The 20,549-nt window shown below is 56.5% G+C and carries 20 protein-coding genes and 1 tRNA gene; 19 read left to right on the top strand and 2 right to left on the bottom strand.

Going from position 1 to position 20,549, the window contains the following annotated elements:
* Window positions 1–260: 260 nt before the first annotated feature.
* From FKCLFG_RS15530 to gabD, 6 genes are all read left to right on the top strand, one after another.
* Window positions 261–461, top strand: a complete 201-nt coding sequence (locus FKCLFG_RS15530) for a hypothetical protein (RefSeq protein WP_472613967.1) — start codon at window positions 261–263, stop codon at window positions 459–461.
* A 43-nt stretch (window positions 462–504) separates the two neighbouring features.
* Window positions 505–1,635 carry an ABC transporter ATP-binding protein gene (locus FKCLFG_RS15525; protein ID WP_472613966.1) on the top strand — a complete coding sequence of 377 codons (1,131 nt, stop codon included), beginning with the start codon at window positions 505–507 and terminating at the stop codon, window positions 1,633–1,635.
* A 39-nt stretch (window positions 1,636–1,674) separates the two neighbouring features.
* The gene (locus FKCLFG_RS15520; RefSeq protein ID WP_472613965.1) at window positions 1,675–2,724 is read left to right on the top strand and encodes an ABC transporter substrate-binding protein; all 1,050 of its coding nucleotides are present in this window, start codon (window positions 1,675–1,677) and stop codon (window positions 2,722–2,724) included.
* Window positions 2,725–2,835: 111 nt separating this feature from the next.
* On the top strand, window positions 2,836–4,128 hold the full coding sequence (locus tag FKCLFG_RS15515; protein ID WP_472613964.1) for an ABC transporter permease: 1,293 nt from the start codon (window positions 2,836–2,838) through the stop codon (window positions 4,126–4,128).
* Between the two features lie 21 nt (window positions 4,129–4,149).
* Window positions 4,150–4,986 (top strand): ABC transporter permease, encoded by an 837-nt coding sequence (locus tag FKCLFG_RS15510; RefSeq protein ID WP_472613963.1) that lies wholly within the window; start codon window positions 4,150–4,152, stop codon window positions 4,984–4,986.
* Between the two features lie 23 nt (window positions 4,987–5,009).
* Entirely contained in the window at window positions 5,010–6,464 is a 1,455-nt protein-coding gene (gene gabD / locus FKCLFG_RS15505) for an NADP-dependent succinate-semialdehyde dehydrogenase (RefSeq protein ID WP_472613962.1), read from the top strand.
* A gap of 318 nt (window positions 6,465–6,782) precedes the next feature.
* Here gabD and FKCLFG_RS15500 read toward each other — a convergent pair.
* A tRNA-Gln gene (locus tag FKCLFG_RS15500) sits at window positions 6,783–6,859 on the bottom strand.
* 67 nt (window positions 6,860–6,926) lie between these two features.
* Window positions 6,927–8,096, bottom strand: coding sequence for a transposase family protein (locus FKCLFG_RS15495; protein WP_472613961.1), 1,170 nt, complete (start codon window positions 8,094–8,096; stop codon window positions 6,927–6,929).
* A 306-nt stretch (window positions 8,097–8,402) separates the two neighbouring features.
* Here FKCLFG_RS15495 and FKCLFG_RS15490 point away from each other — a divergent pair, with 306 nt between their 5' ends.
* The 13 genes from FKCLFG_RS15490 (at window position 8,403) to FKCLFG_RS15430 (ending at window position 20,432) form a co-directional block, all read left to right on the top strand.
* A complete protein-coding gene (locus FKCLFG_RS15490; RefSeq protein WP_472613960.1) occupies window positions 8,403–9,464 on the top strand; it encodes a DUF475 domain-containing protein in 1,062 nt (353 codons plus the stop codon).
* 28 nt (window positions 9,465–9,492) lie between these two features.
* Window positions 9,493–10,071, top strand: a complete 579-nt coding sequence (locus FKCLFG_RS15485; protein ID WP_472613959.1) for a TerD family protein — start codon at window positions 9,493–9,495, stop codon at window positions 10,069–10,071.
* A gap of 42 nt (window positions 10,072–10,113) precedes the next feature.
* Window positions 10,114–10,689: a TerD family protein gene (locus tag FKCLFG_RS15480; protein WP_472613958.1), complete on the top strand. Its 576-nt coding sequence runs from the start codon at window positions 10,114–10,116 to the stop codon at window positions 10,687–10,689.
* 165 nt (window positions 10,690–10,854) lie between these two features.
* A complete protein-coding gene (locus tag FKCLFG_RS15475; protein WP_472613957.1) occupies window positions 10,855–11,556 on the top strand; it encodes a TIGR00266 family protein in 702 nt (233 codons plus the stop codon).
* Between the two features lie 270 nt (window positions 11,557–11,826).
* The gene (locus tag FKCLFG_RS15470; protein ID WP_472613956.1) at window positions 11,827–12,408 is read left to right on the top strand and encodes a TerD family protein; all 582 of its coding nucleotides are present in this window, start codon (window positions 11,827–11,829) and stop codon (window positions 12,406–12,408) included.
* 20 nt (window positions 12,409–12,428) lie between these two features.
* Complete coding sequence (locus FKCLFG_RS15465) at window positions 12,429–13,451, top strand: ATP-grasp domain-containing protein (RefSeq protein WP_472613955.1); 1,023 nt, start codon at window positions 12,429–12,431, stop codon at window positions 13,449–13,451.
* Window positions 13,448–14,629: a phosphoribosyltransferase domain-containing protein gene (locus FKCLFG_RS15460; protein WP_472613954.1), complete on the top strand. Its 1,182-nt coding sequence runs from the start codon at window positions 13,448–13,450 to the stop codon at window positions 14,627–14,629. Before FKCLFG_RS15465 ends, FKCLFG_RS15460 begins: the two co-directional genes overlap by 4 nt.
* Window positions 14,607–15,359 carry an HAD family hydrolase gene (locus tag FKCLFG_RS15455; RefSeq protein WP_472613953.1) on the top strand — a complete coding sequence of 251 codons (753 nt, stop codon included), beginning with the start codon at window positions 14,607–14,609 and terminating at the stop codon, window positions 15,357–15,359. The genes FKCLFG_RS15460 and FKCLFG_RS15455 overlap by 23 nt, the downstream gene beginning before the upstream one ends.
* Window positions 15,356–16,465, top strand: a complete 1,110-nt coding sequence (locus FKCLFG_RS15450) for a cysteine protease StiP family protein (RefSeq protein ID WP_472613952.1) — start codon at window positions 15,356–15,358, stop codon at window positions 16,463–16,465. Before FKCLFG_RS15455 ends, FKCLFG_RS15450 begins: the two co-directional genes overlap by 4 nt.
* Window positions 16,458–17,396, top strand: a complete 939-nt coding sequence (locus FKCLFG_RS15445; RefSeq protein WP_472613951.1) for an HpcH/HpaI aldolase/citrate lyase family protein — start codon at window positions 16,458–16,460, stop codon at window positions 17,394–17,396. The genes FKCLFG_RS15450 and FKCLFG_RS15445 overlap by 8 nt, the downstream gene beginning before the upstream one ends.
* Window positions 17,397–17,408: 12 nt before the next feature.
* A complete protein-coding gene (locus FKCLFG_RS15440) occupies window positions 17,409–18,614 on the top strand; it encodes a TerD family protein (RefSeq protein ID WP_472613950.1) in 1,206 nt (401 codons plus the stop codon).
* A 7-nt stretch (window positions 18,615–18,621) separates the two neighbouring features.
* Entirely contained in the window at window positions 18,622–19,575 is a 954-nt protein-coding gene (fmt, locus tag FKCLFG_RS15435; protein ID WP_472613949.1) for a methionyl-tRNA formyltransferase, read from the top strand.
* A 380-nt stretch (window positions 19,576–19,955) separates the two neighbouring features.
* On the top strand, window positions 19,956–20,432 hold the full coding sequence (locus FKCLFG_RS15430; protein WP_472613948.1) for a Smg family protein: 477 nt from the start codon (window positions 19,956–19,958) through the stop codon (window positions 20,430–20,432).
* The last annotated feature ends 117 nt before the right edge of the window (window positions 20,433–20,549 follow it).

Raw genomic sequence — 20,549 nt, 5'->3', positions numbered from 1 at the left:
ACCCGCAATTAGCCATATTCATGGCCGAGTTTCGCCCTGTGCCATTGGTTCGGCACACCGCGCAAAATTAAACTCCGCACACACGCACTCACATACGTACACACGCACATCCGAGCGCACCGCAATGTCTAGCGACAGGCCCGCAGGCGCCGCGGCAGAGCGGGCCGATCGCTTCAAAAAGTGGTGTTCCGGCAGGCGGCAGTCTGGGCCAGCGCCTGCGCATTCTGGGCGGCATGGTTTTTGCGTTGCCGGCCTTGGAAATGCAAAGCCTTGACCGCGCTGACACCAGCAGGTTTGTCGCCGGTCAAGGCAAGACGGTCAAGGAAAAAGTAGCATCAGCAGCCGATGTCGGGAGACCGGAGAAAGAATTTGAAGAATATCAAGCAGTATCGAGCGTCCTGATATGGCAGTGCAGTCGGGGAGACATCCCGATTAAAAAACGCGCGCATTTTTTTAATTGATGCATAAGTTTCGACAGATTTCTGGCGCCATGGAGAACCAATTTTGAATCAGGCACATACCGCAGTAGAGACAGCACATCCAGTACCTGCAGTGCGCGACACGCTGGTCGCATTTAAGGGCGTCCAAAAAACCTACGATGGCGAAAATCTGGTCGTCAAGCATCTGGACCTGGAGATCCAGCGCGGCGAATTCCTGACCTTGCTGGGGCCGTCCGGCTCCGGCAAGACCACTTGCCTGATGATGCTGGCCGGTTTCGAGTTTCCCACCGGCGGCGAAATTCTGCTGGATGGGCAATTGCTCAACAAGGTGCCGCCGCACAAGCGCAACATCGGCATGGTGTTCCAGAACTACGCATTGTTTCCGCACATGACGGTGGGCCAGAACGTGGCTTACCCGCTGCAGGTGCGCGGCATGGCCGCCGGCGCTCGCGCCGATAAGGTCAAGCAAGCGCTCGACATGGTGCAGATGGGTAATTTTGCCGAACGCTATCCGGCCCAGCTGTCCGGCGGCCAGCAGCAGCGCATCGCCCTGGCGCGCGCGCTGGTGTTCGATCCCAAGCTGGTGCTGATGGATGAGCCGCTGGGCGCGCTCGACAAGCAGCTGCGCGAGCACATGCAGCTGGAACTGAAAGCGCTGCACCAGCGGCTCGGCGTCACCTTCGTCTATGTCACCCACGATCAAAGCGAAGCGCTGACGATGTCGGATCGGGTCGCGGTATTCGACCAGGGCGTCATCCAGCAATTGGCGGTGGTCGATCGCCTGTATGAATATCCTGAAAACCTGTTTGTAGCCGGCTTCATCGGCGACAACAACCGCTTTGTCGGCACGCTTGAATCGGTGTCGGGCCCGCTCGCCAAGGTGCGCCTGCCGGATGGCTCGGTGCTGACCGGCACCAACGCGAATGCCGCATCGGTGGGGCAAGCCGCAGTCGCCTGCATCCGCCCCGAGCGGATTCGGCTGGCGTCGCTGGACGCGGGCGCTCCAAACGCGCTGCGCGTGAGCGTGGCCGGCCTGATTTATTTCGGCGACCACGTGCGGGTGCGTTGTTCATTGGCGCATCAGGAGGATTGTTTCGTCAAACTGACTCTGGGCGATCCGGCGCTGTCCGGGTTGGCCGAGGGAACGCAGGTGGCGCTGGACCTGAACCCGGACCGTTTGCGTATTTTCATCTAGTTTTTACCACCCAAAACCATAAAATAAAGAGGAGTTGCAATGAGACTGTTAATCAAACCTATCCTGGCGTCAGCTGCATTGTCCGTTGGTCTGGTCGGCCTGGTCGGCCAGACGCAGGCCGCGGACATCACGGTCGTGAACTTTGGCGGCGCCAACGGTGCCGCCCAAAAGTCCGCGTATATCCAGCCGTTTGAAAAAGCGACAGGCAATAAAGTGGTGATGGTGGAATACAACGGTGAACTGGCCAAACTCAAAGCCATGGTCGAAACCAAGAACGTCAGCTGGGATGTGCTGGAAATCGAAGCCGGCGTGATTGGCCGTGCTTGTGAAGAGGGTTTGCTGGAAAAAATCGACTTCAGTAAAGTCGGCAAGAAAGCCGATTACATGCCGGAAGCGATCAATGAATGCGGCGTCGGCACCTTCGTCTGGTCCACTGTGCTGGCGTATAACGCCGACAAGCTCAAGACGGCGCCTGCCGGCTGGGCCGATTTCTGGAACGTCAAAAAATTCCCCGGCAAGCGCAGCATGCGCAAGGGTGCGCGCTATAACCTGGAATTCGCCCTGATGGCCGACGGGGTGCCGACCCAGGATGTCTACAAAGTGCTGGCAACCAAGGCCGGGGTGGAGCGCGCTTTCAAAAAAATGACTGAACTCAAGCCGAATATCCAATGGTGGGAAGCCGGTGCGCAGCCGCCGCAATTTCTGGTGGCCGGCGACGTGGTGATGACCACTGCCTACAACGGCCGGATAGATTCCGCCCAGCGCGAAGGCAAGAACCTGCAAGTAGTCTGGGCCGGCAGCATCTATGACCTCGATTACTGGGCGATCCCGAAGGGTTCACCAAACAAGGCCGCCGCCGAGAAATTCATCGCCTACGCCAGTTCAGCTGAAGCGCAAAAGAACTATGCGGGCAAAATTGCCTACGGCCCTACCAACAACACTGCACTGAAGTTGCTGGATGCCAAAACGCTGGCGGGCCTGCCGACCTCGACAAAAAATGTGAAGGATGCGGTTGGGAATAATCTGAAATTCTGGACCGATCATGGCGAAGATCTGGAGCAGCGTTTTACTGCCTGGGCTGTCCAATAAGGAGTCTCCTCGCCCGTCGTGTGCCCATGCAAGGGCGATACATGACGGGTTTCGATGCTGCCCATGGCGGCTTTGTGGGCAGTATTTTTATTATTATTGGCGTCTTAAATTATGACTTCACTGGCATCGGGCATTGCGCCGAACCCTGCGCTAAACGCGGCATTAATCGCGCCATCGGTGCAGCAGCTCAAACGCGACTTGCGAAAGGCACAAATGCGCAAGCGCAGCATGGCGCTGGCGCTGATTGCGCCGCTGGCGATTTTTTTGATGATCACTTTTGTGGTGCCGATTGGGGTCTTGCTCAAGCGTGCAATCGATAATCCGGAAGTGGCCGCCACCTTGCCGCACACCGTTGCCGCGCTGTCGCAGTGGGACCGCAAGGCGACGCCGGACGCCGCCGCGTTTGTCGCGCTGGCGCAGGATTTGACGCTGGCCAAGGAACAAAATACCGCCGGCACGCTGGCCCGGCGCATCAATAGCGAGCTTCCCGGTGCGCGTTCGATCATCATGAAGACGATACGCGCGATGCCGCCCGTCGATGCCGACGGCAAGCCGATCCCGGCTGCCGGCATCCGGCAAGCGCTGATCGAGCTCGACGAACAGTGGGCACAGCCCGAATACTGGCGCGTGATCGCCAAAAACGGCTCGAAATATTCGCCGTATTACCTGCTGGCCTCAGTCGATATGCGGCAGGACAGCATGGGCAATATCGAGAAAAAACCGGCAGACCAGTCGGCCTATCAAGAGATTTTCGGCCGCACTTTTATGATCAGCCTGGTGGCAACCTTATGCTGCCTGTTGATCGGCTATCCGCTCGCCTACTGGATCTCGACCATGTCGGAGCGGCGCTCCAATCTGTTCATGATTCTGGTGCTGATCCCGTTCTGGACTTCGATCCTGGTACGGGTCGCATCCTGGATCGTGCTGCTGCAGTCGGAAGGATTGGTCAACTCCGCGCTGATGGCGCTGGGCTTGACGCATGCGCCGCTGGAACTGCTGTTCAACCGCATCGGCGTGTATATCTCGATGACGCATATCCTGCTGCCGTTCATGATCTTGCCGCTGTACAGCGTGATGAAATCGGTGCCACCGACCTATATGCGCGCCGCCATCTCGCTCGGCAGCCATCCGTTTGCCGCGTTTTGGCGCGTGTATGTGCCGCAAACTATTCCCGGCGTCAGTGCCGGCAGCTTGCTGGTATTCATCATCGCGCTCGGCTACTACATCACGCCGGCTTTGCTGGGCGGCCCGAACGAACAGATGGTCAGCTATTACGTGGCGTACTTTACCAACGTGACCCTCAACTGGGGCATGGCCTGCGCGCTCGGCGCCTTGTTGTTCGCGGCAACCTTGGTGCTGTATGGCCTGTATCGGCGTTTCGCCAAAATTGAAGTCAGCATGTAATCATGTAACCGGACCAACACCATGAAAACTTCCTTGCCCTTATTCCCGCCCTATGTATCGCTGACCGAGCGCATCTGGTTCTTTTTCCTGCGCGGCTTCAATCTGCTGGCGCTGCTATTTCTGGTGCTGCCGATTCTGGTGATTATTCCGCTCTCGTTTTCGGACAGCACTTTCCTGTCGTATCCGATGCCCGGCTATTCGCTGCGCTGGTACGACAATCTGATCCATTCCGAAGCCTGGGTGCGCGCCGCCAAGAACAGCTTCATCGTCGCGCCGCTGGCCACGCTGATCGCCACCGTGCTCGGCACGCTGGCAGCGGTCGGCCTGAACAAGGCAGATTTCCCCGGCAAGGGCTTGCTGATGGCGGTGTTGATTTCGCCGATGGTGGTGCCGGCGGTGGTGGTCGGCGTCGGCGTGTACATCTTCTTTGCGGAAATCGGCCTGGCCGACAGCTACACCGGCCTGATCCTGATACATGCGGCGCTCGGCGCGCCATTCGTGGTGACCACGGTATCGGCCACTCTGCAGGGCTTCAATCACAATCTGGTGCGCGCCAGCCTGAGCCTGGGCGCCGGTCCGCTGAAGACTTTTTTCCGCATCACGCTGCCGGTGATTGCGCCGGGGCTGATTTCCGGCGCACTATTCGCCTTTGCCACCTCGTTTGACGAAGTGGTCATCACCCTGTTCGTGGCCGGGCCCAACCAGACCACCTTGCCGCGCCAGATGTTTACCGGCATTCGCGAAAACATCAGTCCGACCATTGCCGCCTTGGCGACAATACTGATCATCTTTTCCACCTGTTTGCTACTGGTTCTCGAGTGGCTACGCGGCCGCAATAAGGCCGCTGCCAAAATTTAACCTCACATTACGGAGATTTCTGCATGCTGCAATTAAAAGATCCGTCGCTGTTGCGACAACAAGCATATTTGGATGGCACATGGTGCGATGCCGATGACGGCAGCACGATACAAGTGACCAATCCGGCCACCGGCGAAGCGTTGGGCACGGTGCCGAAGATGGGCGCGGCCGAGACTAAACGCGCGATCGACGCCGCCAACGCCGCCTGGCCCGCCTGGCGCAAGAAAACCGCCAAGGAGCGTAGCGCCATCCTGCGCAAGTGGAACGATCTGATGCTGGTCAATGTCGATGATCTGGGTTTGCTGATGACCGCCGAGCAAGGCAAGCCGCTGACTGAAGCCAAGGGCGAAGTCGCTTACGCCGCCTCGTTCATCGAATGGTTTGCCGAGGAAGGCAAACGCATCGCCGGTGAAACTCTGCAATCGCCGTGGCCGGACCGCCGCCTGGTGGTGATCAAGGAGCCGATCGGTGTTTGCGCCGCCATCACGCCGTGGAATTTCCCCTCCGCGATGATCACCCGCAAGGCCGGCCCGGCGCTGGCGGCAGGCTGCCCGATGGTGGTCAAACCAGCCGAATCGACCCCGTTTTCGGCACTGGCGCTGGCGGTGCTGGGCGAACGCGCCGGCATTCCGGCCGGGATTTTCAGCGTCATCACCGGGTCTTCGCGCGCCATTGGCGGCGAAATGACCGCCAACCCGATTGTGCGCAAACTGACGTTTACCGGCTCCACCGCAGTCGGCCGCCTGCTGATGGAGCAAAGCGCGCCGACCATCAAGAAGCTGTCGCTGGAACTGGGCGGCAATGCGCCGTTCATCGTGTTCGATGACGCCGATCTGGACGCCGCGGTCGAAGGCGCGATGGTTTCCAAATACCGCAACGCCGGCCAGACCTGCGTTTGCGCCAACCGGATTTACGTGCAGGACGGCGTGTACGATGCGTTTGCCGCCAAACTGGTGGCGGCGGTGGCCAAACTGAACGTCGGCAACGGCGCCGAGGCGGGCATCACGCAAGGGCCGTTGATCGACGCCAAAGCGGTGGAAAAGGTCGAGCAGCATATCGCCGACGCGCTCGCCAAAGGCGGCCGTCTGCTGGCCGGCGGCAAGCGCCATGCGCTGGGCCACAGCTTCTTTGAGCCGACCGTGATCGCCGATGTCACCTCCGAGATGCAGGTAGCCAGGGAAGAAACCTTCGGCCCGCTGGCGCCGCTGTTCCGCTTCAAGACCGATGCAGAAGTCATCGCCCTGGCCAACGATACCGAATTCGGCCTGGCCAGCTATTTCTACTCGCGCGACATTGGCCGCATCTGGCGCGTCGCGGAGGCGCTGGAGTCCGGCATGGTCGGCATCAACACCGGCCTGATTTCGAATGAAATCGCGCCGTTCGGCGGCGTCAAGCAATCCGGCCTGGGACGCGAAGGTTCAACCTACGGCATGGATGATTACCTGATCATCAAGTATCTGTGCATGGGCGGGATTTAATTCTGTCCGCAGCGGGCGCAGCAAGCGAGCGCCTGCTGTTCTTGCATATACTGAAATATGTATTTTTTTGATACCCTTTAAAAATATGCGGATAATCGTGTGTTTTTCTGCATACTCCTGCTTATTTTCTCAATGGCGGGTGGTGCTGGCGGATTTTTGTGCGCACGCGGACAGGCGCAATGACGCTGGAAAATACCGGATGTTGCGTGTGGTGGTTTGACTTTGCCAAGTATCCCTGGGCACGATGAAAAGTCTTGATTGCCTGCGGAGTTTAAATCCAGCGCTATGAATTAGCAGGATCGGCAGAACCGGAAAGATTGGCAGGGGAAGAAGGAGTCGAACCTTCGAATGCCGGAATCAGAATCCGGTGCCTTAACCAACTTGGCGACTCCCCTGTTGAAGAAGTAATAACGCACACAGAAGTATGCAGGTGCTGAGAATAACACACGCGTGCGGTGATTATCAGATTGCTTCGCTGTCGCGGGTTAATTTCTCAAGCCTGGCCACCAGTTTTGGTATTGAGGTCCCATAGTTGGTCTTTTGGTAGCCCAGGTGCGCACCATTCTCTGCCACGCCGGTTCTGGCCGTCTTTTGCAGTGTCTTGTCAAATAACACGATGGCGCAAATCACATCGTAGGACCTTCTGGAAAAATCGGTGCTCAATATTTTATCCAGTTGATCGGTGAGCACCTCGTATGCATGATCCGGCTGGCCGAATGCGTCGAAGCGTTCCGCCCCAAGCAATTCCACTGCCACGATCAATGGATGCATTTTCGTGCGCAGCTCGGCTGGAGCAGAAATCAAATCCTGCCACAACCGGCTGGCTTCGCTTGCATTTTTTGCGCTGACGAATTGCGACAGCGCCTCGACATACGAAGCAGCATTGCCAATCGTCCGGCCCAGCGCAATCACATCGTTGCATGCGGTTCGCATCGAAAGCAGATGCAGGATCAGCGGCGATTGGGTTGACGCCTGCAGTGCCCTGATGAGCGCGGCGTCGGGCGGCACGCTGATCTTGTGCGCGCCATCTCTGGCCACGCGCTGCAAGGTTTCATGAATGGATTCCGGGCTGGTGCTTTCATCCATGTCGATCAGGGTGCCCTGATCGAGGTTGATCCACATGACGCGCTGCTGGCGCAGGATGGTCAGCAGGCGTATCTCCAGCGCCAATGGTGCCGGCGGCCGGGGCGGAATCTTGAATTGACTTGCTGCGGCATCGAACGTGTCATTGAAAATATTCCGGATGGTCTTTTCGTCCATGCCAAACGCTTTCGATAGCGTAGTAAATGGTTGGCGCAAGGCCATTTTCCAAACGCTTTGCACCAATCGCGTGGTTGCGCGGTGATGTGCAGAGATCTGGGATACCGGTTCATTGAAGGTCACCAGGCAGTCGCGGCAACGCAGACGCCGCCGTTTTATTTCCAGGTAAACAGCTTTTTTCTTGACCGGAAGGTCGCGGATGCGCCAGTTCATCTTGCCATATCCGACCACCGCGGCAGAGCCGCAGCAAGGACAGGCCACCGCTTTTTTCTCGGTTTCGAGTCCAATCAAAATCTCAACATCGGTTTCGTGCATATAGAGCAGTCGTACGCCTTTTAAAGGCATGCTCCAGGTCGCTGCTTGTGCAGGCATTGCGTCATCCTCAAGCCGAAATTGTTAAAAACAATACGGATTATATTATGTATATTTCAGGCTCTAATCATCTCATGAAAACACCATCTACGTCAGAATAAGAGCAGGATTGTAAGGAAAGTCAGTTGCATCGAAAAATAATCAATTTTTAAAACTATAAATTAATCCGCAATATTTTGAAACGTCCCTATTTTCTAAAATTAATTAGATGTGATACTCTTGACCGCAATTCAGAGATTCATTCGTTCCAAAAATAATTTGTAATACCGCTTTTTCATCCCTTATATCGATAATTAGGAAGTCAGCATGCAGCATTTCAGGGTGTCATTTTTAGTTACTATTATTCTGCTCAGCCTCGCGGCATGGTGGGGTTACAGTCTCGGTGGTTGGGCCGGCGCAGCGCAGGCATTCTTTATCGCGGGCATCCTGTCGATCATGGAGGTTTCCCTCTCTTTCGATAACGCGGTGGTGAATGCGTCCGTGTTGAAAAACTGGGATCCGTTCTGGCAAAAACTGTTCTTGACGGTCGGCATCATTGTTGCGGTGTTCGGCATGCGCCTGGTATTTCCTATTCTGATCGTGTCCATTGCGACCGGCTTGGGACTGATCGATGTGATGACCATGGCTTTGAATACGCCCGAAGAATATTCGCGGCATCTGACCGCAAATCATGCGCAGGTCGCTGCGTTCGGTGGCTCTTTCCTGCTTCTGGTATTTCTGAATTTTCTGTTTGATGAAGAAAAAGAGTTGCATTGGCTGGGCTGGATTGAAGAAAAACTAGGCGAGCACGGCAATGAAGGTTTGTCGACTTTGTTGGCTTTATTGGCGGTGTTCGGTTGTATGGCATTGGTTCCTGAAGCGCAGAAGCTGTCGGTTCTGATGGCCGGTATCGGTGGTATCGCAGTGTATCTGGCGGTGAGTTTCCTCAGCGATATGCTGGGTAAGGAAGTAGGCGATCCTGCTCTCGGCACCGTGGTCAAACGCGGCAGCATCGGTGGCTTCCTGTATCTGGAAGTGCTGGATGCCTCGTTCAGTTTCGATGGTGTGATCGGCGCTTTTGCAATTACAAACGACGTGGTCATCATCATGTTAGGCTTGGCAATCGGCGCAATGTTCGTGCGTTCGATGACAGTCTTCCTAGTGCATAAAGGCACCCTCGAAGAATTCGTTTTCCTGGAGCATGGCGCGCATTACGCGATCGGTATCCTGGCGTTCATCATGCTGGCAAGTGTGAAATTTCATATTTCAGAATGGTTCACCGGCTTGTCGGGCGTTGCCTTCATCGGCTTGTCTTTGTGGTCTTCGGTTCGCTACAAGCGCAATCAAAACACGGATGCGGATGCCGGCGTATTGGAATCCTCTAAATAGTTTTATTTATCGAAAGGGATAATCAAGAATGGCAATCAGCTTACAAAAAGGCGGTAACGTCAATCTCTCCAAAACAGATCCGAATCTGAAGCAGGTTCTGCTGGGTCTTGGATGGGATGCGCGTTCTGCCGATGGCGCCGACTTCGATCTCGACGCGAGTGTGTTTATGGTCACCGAAAACGGCCGCGTCCGCGCCGACAGCGACTTCATATTCTATGGCCAGCTGCGCTCGTCGTGCGGCTCGATCGAACACACCGGCGACAACCGCACCGGCGCCGGAGATGGCGACGACGAAGCGCTCAAAATCAAGCTGGATCAGGTACCTCCGGTTATTACCAGATTGGTGGTAGCGGTCACCATTCACGAAGCGCAACAGCGCAAGCAAAACTTCGGCATGGTGCATGGCGCTTTCATCCGTCTTGTGAACCTCGAAACGGGTGTCGAAATTACCCGATTCGATCTCTCGGAAGATTATTCAACCGAAACGGCGATGGTTTTCGGCGAAGTGTATCGCTACGGCGCTGAATGGAAATTCAAGGCAGTAGGGCAAGGCTATGCGGGCGGTCTGCGCGCGCTGGCAATTCATCATGGCGTAGATGTACAGTAACAATGTCACCACGGTAGTTAACTTTCTCAAGGAGCATATTTCATGGCAATTAGTCTGCAAAAAGGCGGCAACGTCAATCTGAGCAAAGAAGCACCCTCACTCACGAAGATGGTGATCGGACTCGGCTGGGACCCACGTGCAACTGATGGTGCGGCGTTCGATCTTGACGGCAGCGCGTTCATGCTGAAAGCGGATGGCAAGGCGCGTTCCGACGCCGACTTCATTTTTTATAACAACCTGAAATCCACCGATGGCTCGGTTACCCACGCCGGCGACAATACCAGCGGAGAAGGTGCTGGCGACGACGAAAAAATCATCATCGACTTGTCGAAGGTTCCGGCTGAGGTCGACAAAATCTCAATCGGCGTCACCATTCACGATGCTGAAACACGCAAGCAAAACTTCGGCATGGTCGCCAAGGCTTACATCCGCTGCCTCGACGCCAATGGCGACAAGGAAATCGCGCGCTACGATTTGTCCGAAGACAGTTCGACTGAAACGGCGATGATCTTCGGTGAAGTCTATCGCGCCGGCGCTGAATGGAAATTCAAGGCGGTCGGACAAGGCTTTGCAGGCGGTCTCGGCCCTCTGGCACGGTCCTTCGGTATCAGCGCTTAATACTCAACCCGGACGAACCGGGTGAAGTAGGCTGGGCTAACGCATTATCAGCCCGGCATTGCGCGCACAAGGCTGGTCTGATAAAGCATTAGTCCAGCCTATTTTTTGTGCTTTTCGTGTCTTTCGCGGCCCACCCAAATATTTCCCAAGTAGAGAATTCCCGACATGACAGTGTTCACTTCAACCGGCGAGGTTGATCCGTTTCTGCACGTTGCGCTGACAAAGGGCGACAAGATCTATTGCGAGTCCGATGCGATGGTGATGATGGAAACCGCGCTCGACCTCAAGGGCCGCATGAACGGCGGCATCGGCAGTGCCCTCATGCGCCGCTTCGCCAATGGCGAATCTTTCTTTCAGCAGCATATCGAAGCAGTGCGCGGCGATGGCGACTGTCTGCTGTCTCCGGTGTTGCCCGGCGCGCTGGAAATACTCGACGTCGGCAAGCGCCAGTATTTGTTGAACGACGGCGCCTTCCTGGCAGCCACATCGGGCACCGAAATGAAGGTGCGCACGCAAAGTATCGGGAATGCGTTGTTTGCGCAGTCTGGCGGTTTCTTCGTGATGGAAACATCCGGTACCGGTCAAGTTGTCGTGTCTGGTTTTGGTTCGATATTTGAACTCGAAGTTGCGCCCGGCAAGGATGTAATCATCGATAACTCCCACGTCGTGTGCTGGGATAGCACTTTGCAATATGAAATTTCGGTGACTACCGGCACTGCCAGCGGTGGCGGCATTAGTGGGATGTTAGGCAACCTGGTCAACAGCACCACCAGCGGCGAAGGCATCGTGCTGCGCTTCAGTGGCTCGGGCAAGGTTTTTGTGTGCTCGCGCAATCGCAAGGCATTTGCCGGCTTGATGCAGAAATAGGCGTCGGATGTTGCCTCTGCCCGTCATGGCGCAAAGCTTTATCCACGAAAAACACGAAAGGCACGAAAAAAGGGCGGAAGCTGGCGGCGCATGACACTATAAATGTAGGGGTATATTTATATACGCAATGAAAACATGCACGAAATGCCATGAAAATTCCAATACTCAGTAGTTTAACGAAACAACTTGGTCATTGATTCTGTTCGTGATTTTCGTGTCTTTCGTGGACAATTTTTAGTATTAGTAACGCAATCACTCAAGGAGAAATACATGGCGATTAATCTGGCAAAAGGTCAAAAAATATCCCTCGACAAAGAGGCCGGCGTTAAATTAACCAAAATCATCATGGGACTTGGCTGGGATGCAGTGAAGAGCAAAGGTTTCCTCGGCTTTGGCAGCAAGACGCAGGAAATCGATCTCGATGCATCCTGCATCATGTTCGACGAGCAGGGCAATCAAACCGACGCAGCATGGTTTCGGCAGTTGCAGTCGAAGGACGGCTCGGTCGTCCACAATGGTGATAATCGCACTGGTGCCGGGGATGGAGACGACGAGCAAATCGTTGTCGACTTGACGAAAGTGCCTGCCAACGTCAAGAGCCTGGTGTTTACAGTCAACAGCTTCACCGGTCAAAATTTTTCGCAAATCGAAAATGCAACTTGCCGCATCGTTAACGCAAGCGACAACAAGGAAATCGCGCGCTTCAATTTGTCTACACTGGGAGCCCATAACGCGCAGATCATGGCCAAGCTGTATCGCCATGACGCCGAATGGAAAATGCATGCGATCGGCGAAATCGGCAATGGCCGCACCTTCGCCGAACTGATGCCGCAGATCACTCCACACCTGTAACCTGTAACTATAAGGAAGCCATGCAGCGCGTCTGGTTTAATAAAACTTTTTCATCGGTTGCTGCAGCCATCCGCCTCATTCGTGAAGCGGATGCTGTTGGCGACTATCGCATCGTGTGCAGCAGCACCAATCCGCATGCGCCGGGTTTTCTCGCCGCGCACGAATCAGCCATCGAACCCAGCGGCTTGAAAGGCGAAGCCTACCTGGACTGGTGTCTGCATTTTTGCCGCGAGAAAAACATCGGTATTTTTGTGCCCGGCAAGGAAGCCAGTCTGATCAGCGCCGCACGCGAACAGTTTGCAGCGCTTGGCACGCGCGTGTCGTGTGCCGGAACGCAGGAAGTGCTGCATCTGCTGCATGACAAAGCGCGTTTTTATCAAACAGTGGATTTGAAGCTGGCGCCGCCGGCAGCGTTCCGCGTGGTTGAAAATGTCGAACAGTTCGATGCTGCCTATCGCGCACTCAGGCAGTCGCATGCAAAGTTGTGCGTCAAGCCGTCGGTATCCGTGTATGGACTGGGCTTCAGCGTGGTCGATGAAGAGCGCTCCAGCGCGCAACTGCTGCTCGACGGCGTGCCGTACCACATCGGTCTGGACGATCTGCGGCGCGGATTCGCCGCCATGGACGGATTTCGCACTATGCTGGTGATGGAATATCTGGATGGGCACGAATACAGTGTCGATTGCGTCGGCGACAACGGCCGGCTGGTATGCGCGGTTCCACGCAAAAAAGCGCTGGTCGCCGGTCAGGGGCAAATCATCGACATGCGCGACGATATTCTGGAAAGCACCCGACAACTGACCGCCGCTTATGGCTTGAACGGCATATTCAATGTGCAATTCCGCGAAGGCCAGAACGGACTCGGCCTGCTGGAGATTAATCCCCGCATGTCCGGCGGCATTGCAATGGCTTGCCTTGCCGGACCCAACTTGCCGTACTTGGCTTTGCGCGGATTTGATCGCGGTTTCGACGGTCTGGAAATACCGGAGATTCGCAATGGCATTCGTGTCGTGGAGCTGGCGCGCGCGACGGAACTGCAGTGAGCGCACCCATCGTACCCGCAGAAATGCGCAAGGTCGCGCTGCCGACCGGCTTGATGGAACTCAAGGTCGATGCCGGCACCTTCCGGCTGGATGATTTGATCGGGTTTGCTGCGCGTGCCAACGCCAAGCGCGGCTTCCTGTTCATGAGCAAGGTATTGGGCAAGCATTGGCCGGTGACGCCGCAATTGATGCGCGATATCCATGTCGCGCTGGCAGCGCAAGTGCCGGTGGATTTGCCGGGCCCGGTGGTGTTCATCGCCATGGCTGAGACAGCGATCGGATTGGGGCAGGGCGTTTTTGAAGCATATAAGGATGCCCATCCCGATCGTGCGGCGCTGTTCCTGCATACCTCGCGCTATCACGTCGGCGATACGCCGATCATTGAGTTTGAAGAAGCGCATAGCCACGCGCCGCGGCAGTTTTTGCATATGCCCACCGATGCGCATTTGCGCGATCTTTTGCTGCGCGCACGCTCGCTGGTGCTGGTCGATGATGAAGCCAGCACCGGCAACACATTCCTGAATTTGACCGCAGCCTGTCGCGTGCTCAATCCGGCCATCGAGCGCGTGCATTTGTCCACGATTACCAACTTCATGGGGCCGGCCGCTAATGATGCGTTGTCGCAGCGGTTCGGCATTGCGGTCACGATTGGCGCTGCCCTCAGCGGCGAATATGCATTCACCGCGGGTCAATTGCAGCAGGCAACCAGCGCCGCCCAGCTCTTTGAAGCGCATGCGGACCGCGGCGCCAGCGCCGCATTCGGCCGGCTGGGCGTGGACCGTCAGTATGCCGTGCCGGACGATTTGGCCGGCTGTCTGAGCGCTGCGATCGGCAATGGCGAGCGCACGCTGGTGCTCGGCACCGGCGAATTCATGCACATGGCTTTTCTGCTGGGGCGCGCACTGGAGCAACGCGGTATCGACGTGGTGGTGCAATCGACCACCCGCTCTCCCATTTTGGAATGGGGCGCAGTCGGCCACGCGCTGACCTTTCCCGACAACTACGGCGAAGGCGTGGCGAATTTCATTTATAACGTCGCGCCCGGCCAGTACGATCACGTTTTCATTTGCCACGAGACGCCACCGAACGCAGCGCTGCATCAGCTTGCGCAAGCCGTTGGCGGCCGTTTGTTCCATTTTTTGTCTGAGAATAATATTGAAGAAATTTCTGTTCGTTGACCTGGACGACACCCTGTTCCAAACGCCGGGTAAATGCGGAAAAGAACAAGAGCTGCGTCCTGCCGCGTATTTGAAAGACGGCGCGGCCTGTTCTTTCACGACGGCGCGCCAGCGCGCTTTCTTTGCGCTGATGCAGCGTGACATGACGCTGATTCCCACCACCGCGCGCAATCGCGACGCCTTGAGTCGGGTAGATTTGCCGTTCTCCAGTTATTCCATCATCGATTACGGTGGTGTCGTCTTGGAGCCGGATGGCACTGTCGATCCGGTTTGGCTGGCGCTGATGCAAGCGGACATGGCGCAGGCGCTCACTGGCTTGCGCGAAGTGATGCAGATTATTGATGGCTACTCCGCAAGCGTCGGTCTGAAAGGGCGCGCGCGCCTGATTGAAGATTGCTCGACGCCTTTTTACATCGTGCTCAAGGACCCGGAAAAAATAGCCGAGCGCCTCGAACAAGTAGAGCGCGAAGCCGTCGCGCCCTGGATTGCGACGGCCGGAAAAGATTTTTTCATTCACCGCAATGGCAACAATCTGGCGGTGCTGCCAAAGGCGCTGAACAAGGCGCGCGCGGTAGCGTATTTGCGCCAGCGGCTGGAAGCCGAGCATGGCGAGATCATGACCTTCGGCATGGGCGACAGCAAATCGGATGCGCGCTTCATGGCCGCCTGCGATTACGCGATCATCCCGAACGGCACCCAGCTGGCGGCCCTGACGGTAGCCGCCTTATGAATACCTTGAACACGACGAGTTTTTGCGGAAGCTATCGGCCTGACGACGTCGAATTTCTGCTCAAGCGTCTGGCGCAGCAGCCGTTTGTCGACGTCGCGCGCAAGGAACAACTGATCCAGTCCGGCGCCCGTCATTACAGCGAAATGCTGTCGCCGGAATCGCTGCCGTCAACGCGCTACTTGCAGGTATTCCAGGACGCCTTTGCGGCCAATCGGCAGCAGATGGCGCGCGATTGTTTGTCGCTGGCGGCGCTGATTGCAGCGCAGCGCAGCGGTCCCATTACCCTGGTGTCGCTGGTGCGCGCCGGCACGCCGGTTGGCGTCATCCTCAAGCATTTATTACATACAGTGATGGGGCGTCAGGCGGTACATTATTCGGTGTCGATCATTCGAGACCGCGGCATCGACCAAGTGGCGCTGCAGCATATTCTGGATCAGGGCCATGCGCCGCAGTCCATCGTGTTCATTGATGGCTGGACCGGGAAAGGCGTGATCTCGCGCGTGCTTGCACAGGCCGTGGATGATTTCAATCAACGCAATGCGGTGGCGATCGACAGCGGCTTGTATGTGTTGTCGGATCTGGCCGGCACCGCTGCGTGCGCGGCCTCGTCTGCCGACTACCTGATCCCGTCCAGCATTTTGAATGCCACCGTATCCGGATTGGTCAGCCGTTCGGTATTGAACGAATCGATTGGCCCCGGTGATTTTCACGGCTGCGTGTATTACGACGCGTTCGAACCGCACGATCAGTCGCGTGCGTTTGCGGATGGATTGATTGCCGATGGCGTGGCGTTGGCGCAGCGCGACGGCATACCCAAAGCGACGCCGATTGACCGCGCGCAAGCCGCGACAATTTCGACCGAATTCCTGCATGCAACGATGGCGCAGTATGGTATCAATGACGTGAATTTGGTAAAGCCCGGCATCGGCGAAGCGACCCGTGTGCTGTTGCGCCGGGTGCCGCGTCTGCTGATCCTGCGCGACCCTGATGCGCCTGATGTCGCGCACTTGAAGGTGCTCGCCGCAGAAAAATCCGTGCGGCTGATCGTCGATGCAGATTTGCCTTACCAAGCCGTATCGCTGATAAGGAGTGCAATAGATGGCTAATATAAGAACGCTCGGCGCTACGTTGTACGTGCCGGCAACGCATAAGGATTTGCAGCAGATCGCCGATGGCGAATTGCTCGGTGAATTGCGCTCGGTTATTTTTTGTACCGAAGATGCGGTGGCCGATAGTGAACTGAGTTACTCGCTATTCAATTTGTCGCTGGTGCTGCAACAAATGATTGCACGGCCGACTACCGAACGCTTTGTGCGCGTGCGTAATCCGGACGTGATGCAACGCGTGCTGGAAATGCCCGGCGCGGAAAAATTGACCGGCTTCGTGCTGCCGAAAACCACGCGCCACAACTTCGACGCCTATTTCCGCCAAGTGCGCAAAACGCACTACATGCTGATGCCGACGCTGGAGACAGCCGATGTGTTTGACGAAGCGGAAATGAAGCTGTTTCGCCAATGTCTGGAGCAGCCGGGCGTGCGCGATCACATTCTTGCGCTGCGCATCGGCGGCAATGACTTGCTGGCGCTGTTGGGAATCCGGCGGCCGCGCAACATGACCATTTACCGCACGCCGCTGGGACCGGTCATATCGAAACTGGTGACGACCTTTCGCCCCTACGGCTTTGCACTGACTGCGCCGGTGTTCGAACATTTGGACAATCCGGCCCTGCTGGCGCAGGAAATGGAAGAGGATCTGGCGCACGGGATGATTGGCAAGACCGCGATTCATCCGAGTCAGGTCGCGTTAATTGAGCGCCATTACCGCGTACAACGCACCGATGTCGAAGTGGCGCTGCGGATCATGGATGCAGCCAGCCCGGCGGTATTCAAAATGCATGATTCCATGTGCGAAGTCGCCACCCATCGGGCGTGGGCGCATGGCGTCGTCGAGCAGGCGCGGGTCTTCGGCATACATCATGCCGACGACGATATTGATGATATTTCCGCCATACATTTACAGCAGAATCAACCCATATAAGGATTGAACACAATGACCGATTTCACACGAGGACAAAAGGGAAAATTAGCCGACATGGGATGTGCCGGCGCATTTCCGATCGTACTGAACGTTGCAGCGCAAGGCATGGATGTCGATATCGCCTGCTTCGGGCTGGACGCCAATGACAAGTTGTCCGATGACCGCTACATGGTTTTTTTCAACCAAAAATCCTGTCCGGGCGATGGCGTAACGCTGGAGATCGGCGACGGCAAGTCGACCTTTACCACCGATGTTGCGCGCTTGCCGGATTCGATTCACAAGCTGGTTTTTGCCGCGACCATCGGCGGCGAAGGAACCATGCGCAAGCTGGGTTCGAGTTCGATGCAACTCGGCAGCACCACATTCCAGTTTTCAGGAGCCGATTTCCAGGATGAAAAAGCCGTGATCGTCGGCGAAGTCTACAAGCGCGATGGTCAGTGGCGCTTTGGCGCGGTGGGCCAGGGATTCAACGGCGGCATGTCGGCGCTGCTGAAACATTTCGGCGGCACCGAGGCGGACAGTGCGCCGGCACCAGCACCGGCACCAAAGAAAATATCGCTTTCCAAGATCACACTGGAGAAACGCGGCGACAAAGTCTCGCTTGAAAAAACCGGCAGTCGCGGCTTTGGGCGCATCCGCGTCAACCTGAACTGGAATCAGGCAGCGCTGCCGGCCGTTGCGCCCCAAAAACAGGGCTTCCTGAATAAAATCATGGGCAACGCGCAGTCAAAATCAGGCGGCGGCATCGACCTGGATTTGGGCTGCATGTTTCAAATGGCGGATGGCAGTCCGGGTTGCGTGCAGGCGCTCGGCAACAGTTGGGGAAATTTCGATAAAGCGCCTTTCGTCCATCTGGAAGGCGATGACCGCTCCGGCACCAACACCGAGGGAGAAAATCTATTCATCAACGGCGACCAGCTCAATCAGATCAAGCGCATCGTGATATTCACCTTCATTTATGACGGTGCGCCCAACTGGGCCGCGACCAACGGCGTGGTCACCATCGAAGCGCCCGGCCAGGCGCCGGTGGAAGTCCGCCTCGATAACGGAACCGACGCCTCGATGTGCGCCATTGCGATGATTGAAAATAACGGCGGCAATTTGCAAATAACCAAGCTCGTCGAGTATTTCAAGCAGAGCGCAGGCAAGAGCGCGCACGAGTTGCTAAACGACCGTTTCGAATTTGGGCTACGGTTCAAGAAAGGTTTGAAGGATTGAATTGCGCATGAAAATAATCTTCGCTGGAACCCCGGAATTCGCCGCAGTGGCGCTCCAATCTTTGCACGAGGCCGGTTTTGAGATTGCGCTGGTATTGAGCCAGCCCGACCGGCCGGCCGGGCGCGGCATGCAGTTGCAGGCTTCGCCGGTGAAACAATATGCGGTGGCGCACGGCATCACGGTGGCGCAGCCGGCATCGTTGCGGCTGGACGGCAAATACCCGCAAGACGCCGAAGATGCCCACGCATTGCTCCGCGCCACACCGCATGACGTGATGGTGGTGGCCGCCTACGGCTTGATTTTGCCGCGCAGCGTGCTGGATATGCCGCGCCTTGGCTGCATCAATATCCACGGCTCGCTGTTGCCGCGCTGGCGTGGCGCGGCACCGATTCATCGCGCGATCGAGGCCGGCGACGCTGAAACTGGCGTGACCATCATGCAGATGGAAGAAGGGCTCGATACCGGACCGATGCTGCTGTCCGGGCGCGTGCCGATTGCGCCGGACGATACCACCGGCAGCCTGCATGACAAGCTGGCCGCGCTGGGCGCGGACATGATCGTGCAGGCGCTGCGCCAACTGGAGCAAGGCAGTCTGGCCGCCACGCCGCAACCGGCAGCAGGCGCCAATTACGCGGCCAAGATCAGCAAGCAAGAGGCGCAGCTTGACTTCAGCCAATCGGCAACTGCGGTGGCGCGCAAAATCCGGGCCTTTAATCCGTTTCCCGGCGCGTTTGCGGTGTTTAACGGCGTCACGCTCAAGCTGTGGCAAGCGCAGGTGCTGCCTGATGTCGCCGGCGGTTTGCCAGGGCAAGTGTTGGCGGCCAATGCGCAGGACGGCGTGCTGGTGGCGTGCGGTGATGGCGTATTGCGTTTGGCCGTATTGCAGAAACCGGGCGGAAAACGCTTGCCGGCCGCCGAGTTTCTGCAAGGTTTTCCGATGGAAACCGGCTGCTTCGGCTGATCTCGGAAGCTGGCCCGGCGTTGTGCAAGGTATCTGGGAAGTGCATTGTGGTTAGTACTCTCCCACCCGCGATGTAGGTGCGAATTTATTCGCACTCCTCACTATTCCATGACAGCTCATGCGAATAAATTCGCAGCTACGGCACCGCTGTCTCAACGCGAAAAATCCGTAATTATGCGCAGAACCTCTGCAAAAAAATAATAGGATGGGTATGCTAAAAAACACCGTATTTTCCGCATATTTTATATGCGTAAGCATTAAGTACTGAATGCAGTACGTGTAAACTCCGGGAGTGGATCACGCTTTTTACAATAATGTGACATAGTATTGGCGCAAGAATCCTTGCTTGTGTCGAAGCAACCTAACGCAGGAGTAGAGCCATGTTTGACATACTTGTATATCTCTACGAAACGTATTACCGCCCGGAAGCCTGTCCTGACTCGGTAGCGCTGACCAAGAAATTATCTGCAGTCGGTTTTGAACATGAAGAAATTTTCGAAGCGCTGGACTGGCTCGGGCATCTGGTGGAGTCTACCGACGCATTCGCCAACGCGTATCCGCAGCAGAGTGCGTTTTCTTTCGGTTTGCGCATCTATCCAGAGCAAGAGTCCAGCGTGCTGGGACCAGATGCGATCGGTTTCATTCAGTTTCTGGAGCTGGCCAAAGTGCTCGACCCCAACCAGCGCGAGATCGTCATCGAGCGCGCGCTGGCAGCGAATGAATCGCCGATGCCGCTCGACAAGCTCAAAATCATCGTGCTGATGATGTTGTGGAGCCAGGGCCAGGAACCCGATGCGCTGATTTTCGACGAGCTGTTCGCCGACGATACGCAGCCGCAAAAGCACTGGCTGCATTGAGGCAATATTAAAGCAGCGCGCTGCGTTGCAGAACGGCACTTTCTGGTTGAGCGGGACTCGGGCGCTTGCAGAGTTCGCTGCAACGCGCTTATCATGGGCCGCTTGACAATCCAGATG

Source organism: Gelidimonas denitrificans (assembly GCF_055694065.1).
Note: the sequence above shows the minus strand (reverse complement) of the source record. Positions and strands in the feature narration are given on the sequence as shown.